Below are 12,407 nucleotides of genomic sequence, written 5' to 3' on the forward strand. Positions count from 1 at the left end.
CCACCCCGTTATGAAATTTTTAACGCCTTGCGCAAAATGAACGGACAGACGATTAAAAAAGCATATTCCGGGCTAAATATTGAACCGGTAAAAAACAGCGACACCGGCGTAAAAAGATAGAGCTGCACCCGAAAATTGCGATTATCGCCAAACGCATTTAGCGCCATTTTTAAAACTTTCCCCATATACCACAGCGTCATTAGCACTGCGAACCAGGAAAAATAAATAATCAGTAGATACAATCCATTGTCTATGGTTTTCCCGACATCCGCACCGTTAAAGATTCCGAATGATGCAACATATTCATAAAGTGAGCCAAATCTGACTACACCATCAATATGGGTCAAGGAATATCCGACCATGACTAAGGGGCCCACAATACGATAATAAGAAGATGAGCCTTCCGTCCCTAAATCGCCAAGTCGTGTCGCGATATAAGGAAATGCAATAATTACCCCAACCAAAAACAGGGTTAATGAGACCAGCGCCAGTGGAAGTTTTTTCTTTATCGCATCCTTATTCAAATATTGGAACGCCCACTCCAGAAGGTAAAACAGGATAAAGGTCATTACCCCTGAAAATGATCCTGATAATATTATCCCTGCCAGAATCATAGCATCGCTTTTCGGTGTTTTGATACCAAACTGTTTGATGCTCAGCCAAATTGAGATTAGTGCCAAAGCGAAAAATGCCGGTTCAAAATAAAGCGCAGTGGTACGCTTACCGCCAAATTTTATGAAGTTCAGTACGTAGCTATTACTGTAAATGAGATATTTCGAAATTCCTTCCATAATACTGCTGCCGCCGGTAAGGATAATTTGCGCCATCTCCACCGCGGCGAGCGCGACCACCATACCCACCACCAGATAAAAAAAACGCAAAATCTTTCGGTGGTTATGCGCGGAAATGGTTTTGAATCGGATACTCCAGACCATCCCGATAATGACCACAATATAGACAAACAGCATCGTGGACGTGACATATTTACCGGCATTCAGCGTCTGGCCGAACAGGAAGTTAAATGCCGTAAGCCCCGCGCCGATGCCTAAGGCGATCATCAATTTTTTTACGCTAATGCGTTCCACAAATAACAGCAGCAACAGCGGTAAAAAAGTGACGATGGTAATGGGAAAGCTTTCCCCCAGTTGGGCAATCTTGACATTGACCAGTAGGTAGATCAGCGGCAGCAGCAGATAGCTACAGATTCTGATAGAACGAGACATACTCCTCCAGCATCTGTTGACCGCTGTACGCGACGCGGCTACGCATACGAAAGGCGTCCAGCGTTGTGCCAAATACCGCCTGAGCAATCTCTGGCTTACGCCGCTGCGCCAGGCGCAGTACATCTGTAGCGGCAAAAGTCTGGCCGCCGGATTTCACCAGCACCTCCTGCGCCGCCTCGCTGTGGGTGGCGATCACCGGTACGCCGATCGAGAGCGCTTCACACAAGATCAGCGGATAGTTATCGACCCGCGAGCTAAAGACCAGCGCATCCATCTCATTGAGTGCGCTCATTAATTTGCGCTTATCGGTTTCAAAACCGTGATTAACAACGTTTTGGCCGGTAAAAGGCGAAAATTTACCGAAGGTATGCAGTTCAATTTTTTCGCCCAGCGCCATCATGTCGTGTACCAGACGCTGGTCAGTTTTGCCGTCGTAACGCAAGTCATGCGCCACAATGGCGATCCGCGGTTTGCCCGGATTCAGCGGCACAGGTGATAGTTGCGCGAGAATCGCCTCGGTCGCCAGATCGATACCGTTGTTAATCACCCGGCAGAGTCCCGCGCCATAAACGCTGTTAAAGGCCTCGGCCACATGCTGGCTCGGTGAAATAAACCGGCAGCCCAGCCGCAGCATGTCCCGAAAGCGCTGACGTTTGCCGTCAATAAGCTGGTGCGCCCGATCCACCCTGACCGGCGGATAATTGCTTAGGGTCGGGCATTTTTGGCAGCCGCTTTTCCAACCCTCGCAACCGTCGGTGAAGGCGCAACGCCCGGTGACGCTCCAGTGATCGTGCAACGTCCAGACCAGCGTGACGTCTGGTTTTTGCGCTTTGACTTTTTCGCAAAACGTCACGATGTCCTCCAGGTTTAGCCAGTAACTGTGGAGAACATGAAAATGCAGCACCAGCGGGCCGGATGTCTGGATAACCGTGCGGTAAAGATTGTCGAGATTGCCAAACAGATCGCGATTCAGGAAACGAAACAGCGCGATATTAGCGATTGCCGTGCCGCGCGGCGTCTGTTTTATCACCTGCGGATAACGGTGGTGGCTGACGCTTTTTTTTCCGCCTTTGCCATAACCATAGACAAAACGCGACGTCAGCCCTTTTTGCAGCGCCCGCAGATGGAGATCCAACGCCACTCCCGCCGCGCCGCCTTCCGCCAGCCGTACATTAAATTGCAGAATATTCATGTGCTGACCTTCACCCGTGCTTTTTCTCCCACCACCAGCGCATGGTCCGGAATACTGTCAAGCACCACGCTACCCGCGCCAATCGTGACGTGATTACCGATAGTAATATCGCCAAGCAGGATGACATTCGCCCCCAGCTCAACGCCGTTACCAATCACCGGACAAGCCAGGCTGTCCGCGCCGCGATTGCCAATGGTGACGCCGTGGCGAATGGTAAAATCGTCGCCGGCGACGACATGTTTGTTGATCACTACCGCGTAACCATGATGGATAGTGAACCGCCGACCAATGGTCGCGGCGGCCTGGATTTCATACCCGAACAGGCATTCCGTGATCACGCGATACAGCACCAGCACCGGCGCGGCCCACAGATTATTCAGCACATTCTTTTTGCGCCAGACGGAACAAAAATGAGCGATACGGTAGGCCAGCACCATGCAACAGGGGCGTAAGCTCCAGCTATTCGCGCGTAAGTCTTCCAACATCGTTATCGCCCCCGCAGCCCGGCCGCCAGGCGTTTGCTGTTACGCACGGAGAGCAACGTCAGCAACGTGCGCCAGGTCATTCGCTTATTGCGAATTTGGTACAGCGTAAAAAGCTGGTATTTTTTGCTGGCGCGATCGAATTTATCTTTGTGCTTACGATAAAAATGGAAATAGCCGGAGAACTTTTTCGGCGAAGAGGTAATCTGCATCTCGCCGTGGTTGATATGTAAAATTTGCGTCGCCTCTTCAACTTTCCACGGTTCGCCATACTCCACCACCATGCGCAGAAAAATGTCGTAATCCTGCGCCGCCTTGAGTTCGGTATCGAACAAACACGCTTTAAAACGCCAGGCCCAGGTAAAAACCTGATTGCCAATAATATTGCGCTTGTAGAACAAGCGGCGCGAATAAGGGGATTTCGGATACAGCGGCAGGCTGGCAGGCTGAGAGTAGACCTCGCCCTCGCACACATAGTCGTTGGCATACAAAAAGGCGTGCGTAGTCAACTGGTGTTTATGGGCCAGAAACACGCTCAGACGGTTTGGCGTCCATTCATCGTCATCATCAATACCGGTAATGTAGTGTCCTTGCGCCTGCATAATGGCCTGGTTGCGAACCGCGCAGGCGCCGGTATTCCTGGCGTTATGGGTATAACGGACGCGCGGGTCGTTCAGCTCCTCAACAAATTGTTGTAGCTGCTGATAAGACGAGGAGCAATCATCCACGATGATCATCTCCCAGTGGCGGTAGTCCTGACGTAGTACTGATTTAATCGCCCGGATAGCCAACTGCTGCCTGTTCCAGGTTGGCATATAAATTGAGATCAGCGGAGTGTCTGTTGTCATGCTTATTCCCCAGATAGTTTTGCCGCATGGCGCTACGCTTGTCCGGCCTACAGTCACAGGCCGCGCCATCCGGCACGCCTTATTTTTTATTTGGAATCTGACTGGTATTCATACTCGTAATAGCCATAATCCTGGTAACCCGTCGCCCGGCGGAAAATGGAGTTGAGAATGACGCCTTTGACCTGAATGCCATTCTGGTCAAAACGGCTCAGACTGGTTTCCACCTCTTTTAAGGTGTTGACGGCATAACGCGCCACCATCAGCGTCGTCCCGACGTGACGACCCACAATCGCGGCGTCCGTCACGGCCAGAATCGGCGGCGTGTCGATTAATACCAGGTCGTAGCGGCTGCTTGCCCAGGCGATCAGCTCGCCGAAGCGCTCGCTCATCAGCAGTTCCGATGGATTAGGCGGCACCTGACCGCGCGGAATAAGATCAAAATTAGCGATCGCCGTAGGTTTCGCGCAGGAGGCTATCTCGCCTTTGCCCGCCAGAATGTCAGATAAGCCGTCCACGTTATTGGTGCCGAGCAGTTCATGGGTGTAGCCCTTGCGCATATCGCAGTCGATCAGTAATACCCGTTTATGCGTCTGGCTGATGACGGCCGCCAGGTTGGCGCAAACAAAGGTTTTGCCGATAGAGGGGCTGACGCCTGTGAGCATGAGTACATTATTTTGCGCCTGCATCATGGCGAAATGCAGGCTGGTGCGCAGGCTGCGAATCGCCTCAATCGCCAGATCGGTCGGATTGCCCACCGCCAGCAGTTGGCTCTGCTTGTAACGCTTAATCCCTTTAATGGTTTTGACGCTATCGCGCGCTTTTTGCCATTCCGACAGCGGAATACTGGCATAGACGCTGATCCCGTGCTCCTCCAGCGCCTGCGGGCTTTCGATACCGCGATTAAACAGCGAGCGCAGCAGCACGCCGACAATCGATAACATTAATCCCAGAATAATGCTGCCGAGAATAATCAACGCCTTTTTCGGCTTCAGCACGCCCGGCTGGGTAATCGCCGGGTCAACGATGCGCACGTCGCCAACGGTGCTGGCTTCGGTGATTTTCAGCTCCTGCTGTTTATTAAGCAGTTGCATATAAACCTGCTGGCCGGACTCCACATCACGGGTCAAACGCACAATCTCCTGCTGGGTTTTCGGCATTGCCGTCACCCGCCCGTTCAGTTTGGCTTTTTCATCTTCCAGCGCTTTACGTTTTTCCAGCAGGGTGCGGTAAGCCGGATGCGCTTTGGTAAAGAGCTTGGAAATTTCCGCCTCTTTAAACGTCAACTCATTCAACTGGGCGTCGATATTAACCATCGAATCGAGCACCGCCTTCGCCTCCAGCGGTAAATCCACCGAGTCTTTATCCTGGCGGAAAGCGTTTAGCTTGTTTTCCGCCACATCCAGACGGCTGCGGACTTCCGGCAGTTGTTTTGCCAGAAACGCCAGGCTCTTCCCCGCCTCTTCAGATTTCCGCGCAATATCCTGTTGCAGATAGTTACGGGTAATACTGTTGAGAATTTCGCGGATCTGGTCGCGATCCTCTCCCGTGAACGTCAGGCTCAGAACGCCGGTATCTTTGCCGGTTTCCGTTACGGTGAGGTTATTTTGCAGGTTATTAATCATGCCAAGCGTTGAGAATTTACTCACCGTAAATTCTGTATCAGGACGGGCGTCAATCGCCTCTACCCGCATCGTCACGCCGTCTTTATTGAGTGGCTGGCCCACAACGCCCTGCGCGCTAAATCCGCCGTCGCTAACCAACTGATAACGTTTGTCGCCCAGCACTTTGAGGGTGAAGATCTGTCCGCTCATCGTCTCTGGTCGGGTGAATGTCGTGACTTTCACCATTTCATTGTGACGCCCCATCAGCCGCTCCCACCCGGCGCCGAACAGCGGAAAGGTGTTTTTGGTGACGGCAATATCCAGATCCAGATCGTCAACGGTCTTCCCAAGCACCAGGCGCGATCGAATGAGCTGAATTTCTGCATCGGAAGCCGGCGGCTTATTCGCTAATGCGCTGTTGATATCCTGTACCAGCGAATTACCGGCGTTTTGTTCAATCTGCACCAGCGCATCGGCGCTATAGATGGGCGTGGCGAAGAACGTATAAATTACCGCGCACAGCGCAAATATGGCCGTCGTCCCCAACACCCACCAACGCGCTTCAATCACCGTTCCGACCAGGCGCCCGATATCGATTTCATCGCTACCCGTAACCGCCGCAGATTGTTTTGCTTTTTCTGTCATGGTTTTCCCTGCTCTGCATTCAGTGCCTGCGCCCACTGGCGGGCAGACCTTTCCAGTAATGTGTACACCGCCTCAAACGCATCGCGGCTTTTGCGATACGGGTCCGGTATTTCACGCTCGCTGTCCCAGTGACCAAACAGCATTACCTTGCCGCGCATTTCCGGCGCAATGTCGCACAGGGCGGCGATGTGACGTTTCTCCATCGTCAGAATCAGGTCATATTCCCGGCACAGACGCGCGGAAATTTGCCTTGCGCAGTGATTTTCCAAAGACAGATCGTGGGCGCTCGCCACGCTCGCCGCCGCAGGATCGGCGCCTTTGCCGACCAGTGCGCCTAATCCTGCGGACGCAACCGTCAGCGAGGGATGAAAGCGTTTTAGCAAACGTTCCGCCGTCGGGGAACGGCAAACATTCCCCACACAGACCACTAAGATTTTGTTAAACATAACGATTACCAGGAATGAATGTCGCTGGCCGTATCCGTCATATAACGGACACCGCTAATGGTTGGCAGCAACTGATTGATCAGACGGTTCCAGCGAGCAACCGGCGCGGTCGTGACGTACACCACATCGTAAGGCTGAAGTCGGAATTCCGTCGCCATCACCAATGACGTGGCGTCAGACATATCAAGCTGGTAGATATTGGCGATCTTGCCGCCGCGTCCCCCCTCGCCTTTCAACGGACGAATCACAAAAATGCCGCTGGCGTTGGAGGTGGTCAGATCAATGCCTTCCGCATTGCCTAATGCTTCGGTGAGCGTCATGCCGCTGAAATCCATTTTGAGGGTGCTCTGTTTTTTCACTTCGCCCATGACAAAGACTTTCAGATCGTCATTGCGCGGCACATACAGAATGTCGCCAGGGTAGAGCAAGCGGTTCTGGCTAAGATCGCCATTTTGCATCAGCGCCTGTAGCGAAATGCGCTGTTCTTTGCCGTTGTGCGTCAACACGACGTTGCGCCAGTCCGCCATATCGGTCAGGCCGCCCGCAGCGTTAATCGCATCCAGGACGGTTAGCGGTACGTTAGTAATAGCCTGCTGACCGGATTTATTCACCTGGCCGGAGATGTACGCTTTTTGCGAGCGGAAAGCGGCGATATTGACATCCACCTGCGGGTCCGCAATGTACTTCGCTAAACGCCCGGTAATATCGCTACGAATCTCTGACAAAGTTTTACCGACGACGCTAACCTTGCCAATGTAGGGATAAAACATGGTGCCGTCCGGCTGTACCCAGTTGCCGGTATCGCTTGAGCTACGGTACTGGCCTGCTGGCGTGGTCAATTCCGGGTGATCCCAGACGGTGACATTCAGCACATCGCCAGGCCCGACGCGATACTGATAGCTGGCGATCTCCTGGTCCAGCGACATATTCGGTTGCGCGACATTGGGCCGCGGGCGTAATTGCTCAACCAACCGTGGCGTCAGCGGATACACATTGACCATCCGGTCGAGATCAAAGTCAGCGTCTTGCTGTTTGATCACATCTTTCCCCATCGTAGACATATTGCTGCCCGGAAGTACTGTGCAACCACTTATCAAGCTGAGCGACGCCAATAATGGCATCAATTTCATTTTGGATTTCATCATTGATTATTTATCACTTTGGCAGAGTCATTATCCTGTGCAATTTAAATAGCGGCTTCGTCCGTGCACATTTACCTTGCAGTTAATAGCAGAGAAAATTAACTGGCATCATTCTGAAAAAAAATCAATTCATCCGCAGGCTATTGACAGAATAATAAAGGCTTATATTCAGGCTTTCAGGCACGCTACCGCCCCTGGCTTCTTAGCTACCAATACACTGATTATTCTAAATTTTCGCATTCCCCTCCGATTTCATCCTCGTTCAGATAAAAATCTTCAGCGAAATAAAGGTTACGTATTAATAGTTTTCTCGATGTCGTGACAGGATATTTAAGCGCGCTATCTTAATCCTGCAAGAATTGTTGCAGCTAACCTAATGACAGGCAAGGTAACAAACCCGCCATTCTATATTTTTAAGATTAATATTAAATGAATTAACAGATGATTTTAGGATTTTATTGATGTTGACAATATTTATTTACTCCACTCCACCTGCGATATTTCCTAAATATATTCTTGACATTATTTAGTTTCTGACAGAAACATTACGGCTATTTTAAAGTTATTTTATAGCCGCGTAACAAAGATAAATTGCGCTGCGGCATTGCATTTTTCCGCCGTATTATCCATGATCGAATTGTGACAATTGTCATATTACAGAAGGTATTGCTCTTACTATGGAATGGATTGCCGATCCGTCAATCTGGGCCGGACTGGTAACGTTAATCGTTATCGAACTTGTTCTCGGCATTGATAACCTGGTCTTTATTGCCATCCTCGCTGAAAAACTACCGCCGGGGCAGCGCGACCGCGCGCGCATTACCGGCCTGATACTGGCGATGATCATGCGCCTGCTGCTGCTGGCGTCAATCTCGTGGCTGGTCACCTTGACTAAGCCGCTTTTTAGCGTACAGGCGTTAAGCTTTAGCGCCCGCGATCTGATTATGCTGTTCGGCGGCTTCTTCCTGCTCTTTAAAGCCACCATGGAGCTCAACGAACGGCTGGAAGGGAAAGATAGCGCCAACCCTACCCAGCGTAAGGGGGCGAAATTCTGGGCGGTGGTCGCGCAAATCGTGGTGCTGGACGCTATCTTTTCTCTCGACTCCGTGATTACCGCCGTGGGGATGGTCGATCACCTGGCGGTCATGATGGCGGCCGTGATAATCGCCATTAGCCTGATGCTGCTCGCCAGCAAGTCACTGACCCGATTTGTGAACAACCATCCCACCATTGTCATTTTGTGTCTTAGCTTCCTGCTAATGATCGGCTTTAGCCTGGTGGCGGAAGGGTTTGGTTTCCACATTCCGAAAGGGTATCTGTACGCGGCTATCGGCTTCTCGGTGATGATCGAGGCGCTCAACCAACTGGCTATTTTTAACCGCCGCCGTTTTCTTTCCGCTAACCATACGCTGCGCCAGCGCACAACGGAGGCCGTGATGCGGCTGATTAGCGGTAAAAAAGAGGATGCCGAACTGGATGCGGAAACCGCCGCGATGCTGGCAGACCATGACGACAGCCAGATTTTTAATCCGCAGGAGCGCAGGATGATTGAGCGGGTGCTGAATCTCAACCAGCGCACCGTAAGTAGCATCATGACGTCGCGTCACGATATCGAGCATATCGATCTCAACGCGCCGGAAGCGGAAATCCGCGCTCTGCTGGAAAAGAACCAGCATACGCGTCTGGTCGTGACGGGTGAAAATGAACAGGAAGATTTACTCGGCGTCGTCCACGTCATCGATCTGTTGCAACAATCGCTGCGCGGCGAACCGCTCAACCTGCGGGCGCTGATTCGCCAACCGCTGGTTTTCCCGGAAACATTGCCGCTGCTGCCTGCGCTGGAGCAGTTCCGTAACGCCAGAACCCATTTTGCCTTTGTCGTAGATGAGTTTGGCTCGGTTGAAGGCATTGTGACATTAAGCGATGTCATGGAGACTATTGCCGGTAATCTGCCGAATGAAGTCGAGGAAATTGACGCCCGCCACGATATTCAGAAGAACCCGGACGGTTCCTGGACAGCAAACGGCCATATGCCGCTGGAGGATTTGGTGCAGTACGTGCCGCTACCGCTGGATGAAAAACGGGAATACCATACGATTGCCGGATTATTGATGGAATATTTGCAGCGCATACCGCAAACCGGTGAAGAGGTTCAGGTGGGCGATTATTTGCTGAAAACATTGCAGGTAGAAAGCCATCGAGTGCAGAAAGTGCAGTTAATTCCGCTGCATAACGGCGAGCCAGACCAGGAGATGTAACGTCTGTTCGCCTGCCCCGGCCTGCTTACCAGGCAGGCCGGAAGCGCGTTAGCCTCGCCATCCGGCTCTGCCCTTTGGCCAAAAACTACAGCTTATTCAGCAGTTTCTTCACATCTTTACCGTTGCGGGTATCTTTATTGCGATCCGCCCAGTCGTTGAGCCGACGCTTCGCCTCATCCTGTAAATGCTTGCGCAATAACTGATCCACTTGCAGGGTATAGTTCAGCTCCTGCCACTTGCCATAGACGCGCAGCGGCACCGGCGTCTCTTTCAGGAAGGTGATCAGGTTGCTATCGCCGTTCCAGCCGCCCAGCACACGCAGATTAAATTGTGTATCACAGCTCTGCTTAACCAGATCCAGCGTTCCGCTGCCGGTTAACGCCAGCATAGAAGATTGCCCGACCATGTCGTCGAGCGTCAGCGTGCCCTTATTTAGCGTCAGATCGGTCGTGAAGCGATCCAGTCGGGTCGCGTTGTCCATATTTTCCTGCGACTGCTGCGCGTCGCCGCCGCTTCGCTCTACGGCCTGCTGCACCAGTTGCTGGAAATTCATTCCTTCGAGGCGCGTATTGCTCATGTCAACATGCGCTTTTCCTTTCCAGCTGTGGCGAAATGCCTCCGCGTCAATATCCGCCCCGGAGAAATCGCCAACCAGCGACATCTTACCGGTCAGGCTAATCGGATAATTGAAGGCTTTCAGGATAGTCCCAATCTCAACATGGTTGAGGCGAGGGTGGAATTCGATGCGCGGACTGGCGGTGCGGGCGTCCAGCGTGCCGGGCAGCGACATCTCTCCGTCGGCCAGTTTCCCCTGCAACTCAGTAATATCCAGCAATCCGGCCTGATTAGACATCTTCGTCGAAACCTGGGTAAAGTCCATTCCCCGCCAGCGAACTGAATCCGCCTGTAAAGCAATCTCCGCCGTAAAGCTTTGCAGCCCCTTATAAGGCGGCGCACCAACACGCGACGCGATAACTGGCCTGGTCAGGGGGAGCGTATTTTGCCCCTGCGACACCGCGCCGCCTGTCTGAGCCACGGCGCTATGATGCGGCAACAGGTTGTCCAGATTAAGCTTGCTGGACTGGAGGTCAATTTGCCATTCCGGCTGCTCCGCCAGCGTTACCTGAACTTGCCCGGTCAGAGAACTGTCATTCGCCGTTAAATTTAAGTGGTTAAATGAAAGACGTTTTTGCGCCTCCTGCCACTGCGCCTGCAATTGTCCCTGCCCCTCAATCCCCTGCGCTGGTAGATCCGCGCCCTGCAATTGCCAGCGCAGTTGCTCAATACCCGCGGTTAAATTATGCGGGTAATCGGAAGCATCCACCGTTCCGCTGAACGATAAAGCAAGATCCCGCTGATCGCGGTTTACGCGTCCCGAAAAATCAAACGTGCCGCGATGCTCGGCATCTTGTTCCATATTCAGACGAATATCGCGCACCGTGACCTGATCATCATTTTCATGCTGGAAAACCAGCACGCTGTCGGCAACGCGCAGGCTACGAATATCAAACGACCAGCCGCGATCTTCCGCTACGTCCGGCAAGGTATTATCTTTCGGCGCGACCGGCGCATCATCGCTGCGTACCGCTTCCGTTTGCGGCGTCAGTTGAATCACCCCGCCTTTCAGCATCACCTGCTTAACATGAAGCTGATGACTCAACAGCGGCCATAAAGCGACATCCAGGCGCATATTGTCAGCCCGCACCAGCGGTTCGCTGGCGCCTCGCGCCGTTAGCGTCATTCGCCCGGAAAGGATGCTGAGTTGCGGCCATACGTGCCAGCGCAGCGGCCCGTCCAGTTGCAACTGATATTCACTACGCGCGGCAACCTGCTGCACCATATAGGCGCGGAAATCATTCGGATTGACCAACAATACCAACGCAGAGAATCCGGCCACCAGCACGACCAGGAGAATCATCAGCGTCGTCAGAAATCGTCTCATGCTACCCTCAATGGACCGGCAGTATTGCGCCGAATGGCTCAGTCTTTATCAATCCGGCTGGCGACAGCGCCCTGCTGATCGCGATATTTGGCATCCTGACGGCGGTTATAAGGCCGCGCCGCCGGGCCGGACAGCGGCTCAAAGCTCAGCGCGCCGATGAGCATACCCGGACGCAACGCCAGCGGCAGCTTCCCGGAGTTGTAAAACTCAAGCACAATGCAGCCCGACCAGCCGGGATCAATACGGTGCGCCGTCACATGCACCATCAGCCCCAGACGCGCCAGCGAGGAACGACCATCCAGCCAGCCCACTAAATCCGGCGGCAGGGTAACGGATTCAAAGGTGACAGCCAGCGCCAACTCGCCCGGATGCAGATAAAATGCCTCGCCGTCCGGCAAAACGATTTCATCGCTCATCACGCGATCCAGCGCCGCGCTGACCTCGTCTTTCGGCCCGCTCAGATCGATAAACGCCGCCGTATGGCCACGGAAGGTTCGAAATTTATTGCCAAGACGTACATCGACCGTCGCGCCGTTAATGCGCTCTACGGGAGGTCGCGGGGTGATAGACAAACGGCCTTCATCCAGCCAGGCTTCAATATCTCGGTCGCATAAACGCATGGCACTTT

General features: G+C 52.9%; 10 protein-coding genes. 1 reads left to right on the plus strand and 9 read right to left on the minus strand.

The annotated features are described in order from the left end of the window. Nucleotides 1-8: 8 nt before the first annotated feature. The 7 genes from wcaD to ACLJRS_RS06800 form a co-directional block, all read right to left on the minus strand. Nucleotides 9-1,223, minus strand: coding sequence for a colanic acid polymerase WcaD (gene wcaD / locus ACLJRS_RS06770; RefSeq protein WP_000091403.1), 1,215 nt, complete (start codon nucleotides 1,221-1,223; stop codon nucleotides 9-11). Continuing rightward, nucleotides 1,198-2,415 (minus strand): colanic acid biosynthesis glycosyltransferase WcaC, encoded by a 1,218-nt coding sequence (wcaC, locus tag ACLJRS_RS06775; protein WP_001023848.1) that lies wholly within the window; start codon nucleotides 2,413-2,415, stop codon nucleotides 1,198-1,200. The genes wcaD and wcaC overlap by 26 nt, the downstream gene beginning before the upstream one ends. Further along, on the minus strand, nucleotides 2,412-2,900 hold the full coding sequence (gene wcaB, locus ACLJRS_RS06780; protein WP_000888725.1) for a colanic acid biosynthesis acetyltransferase WcaB: 489 nt from the start codon (nucleotides 2,898-2,900) through the stop codon (nucleotides 2,412-2,414). Before wcaB ends, wcaC begins: the two co-directional genes overlap by 4 nt. Nucleotides 2,901-2,902: 2 nt before the next feature. After that, nucleotides 2,903-3,745 carry a colanic acid biosynthesis glycosyltransferase WcaA gene (wcaA, locus tag ACLJRS_RS06785; RefSeq protein ID WP_000205974.1) on the minus strand — a complete coding sequence of 281 codons (843 nt, stop codon included), beginning with the start codon at nucleotides 3,743-3,745 and terminating at the stop codon, nucleotides 2,903-2,905. 86 nt (nucleotides 3,746-3,831) lie between these two features. Next, a complete protein-coding gene (wzc, locus tag ACLJRS_RS06790) occupies nucleotides 3,832-5,991 on the minus strand; it encodes a tyrosine-protein kinase Wzc (protein WP_000136406.1) in 2,160 nt (719 codons plus the stop codon). Beyond that, the gene (gene wzb, locus ACLJRS_RS06795; protein WP_000482224.1) at nucleotides 5,988-6,437 is read right to left on the minus strand and encodes a low molecular weight protein-tyrosine-phosphatase Wzb; all 450 of its coding nucleotides are present in this window, start codon (nucleotides 6,435-6,437) and stop codon (nucleotides 5,988-5,990) included. Before wzb ends, wzc begins: the two co-directional genes overlap by 4 nt. Before the next feature lie 5 nt (nucleotides 6,438-6,442). Beyond that, complete coding sequence (locus ACLJRS_RS06800) at nucleotides 6,443-7,582, minus strand: polysaccharide export protein (protein ID WP_000978077.1); 1,140 nt, start codon at nucleotides 7,580-7,582, stop codon at nucleotides 6,443-6,445. Between the two features lie 674 nt (nucleotides 7,583-8,256). Here ACLJRS_RS06800 and ACLJRS_RS06805 point away from each other — a divergent pair. Continuing rightward, a complete protein-coding gene (locus ACLJRS_RS06805) occupies nucleotides 8,257-9,837 on the plus strand; it encodes a TerC family protein (RefSeq protein ID WP_000454713.1) in 1,581 nt (526 codons plus the stop codon). An 85-nt stretch (nucleotides 9,838-9,922) separates the two neighbouring features. Here the strand turns inward: ACLJRS_RS06805 and asmA are convergent, their stop codons facing one another. Beyond that, on the minus strand, nucleotides 9,923-11,779 hold the full coding sequence (asmA, locus tag ACLJRS_RS06810; RefSeq protein ID WP_001252269.1) for an outer membrane assembly protein AsmA: 1,857 nt from the start codon (nucleotides 11,777-11,779) through the stop codon (nucleotides 9,923-9,925). A 38-nt stretch (nucleotides 11,780-11,817) separates the two neighbouring features. Beyond that, nucleotides 11,818-12,399, minus strand: a complete 582-nt coding sequence (gene dcd / locus ACLJRS_RS06815; RefSeq protein WP_001234783.1) for a dCTP deaminase — start codon at nucleotides 12,397-12,399, stop codon at nucleotides 11,818-11,820. Nucleotides 12,400-12,407: the final 8 nt, after the last annotated feature.

It is taken from the genome of Salmonella sp. SAL00670, assembly GCF_046552235.1.
In the GTDB taxonomy this organism is placed as follows: Bacteria; Pseudomonadota; Gammaproteobacteria; order Enterobacterales; family Enterobacteriaceae; genus Salmonella; species Salmonella enterica.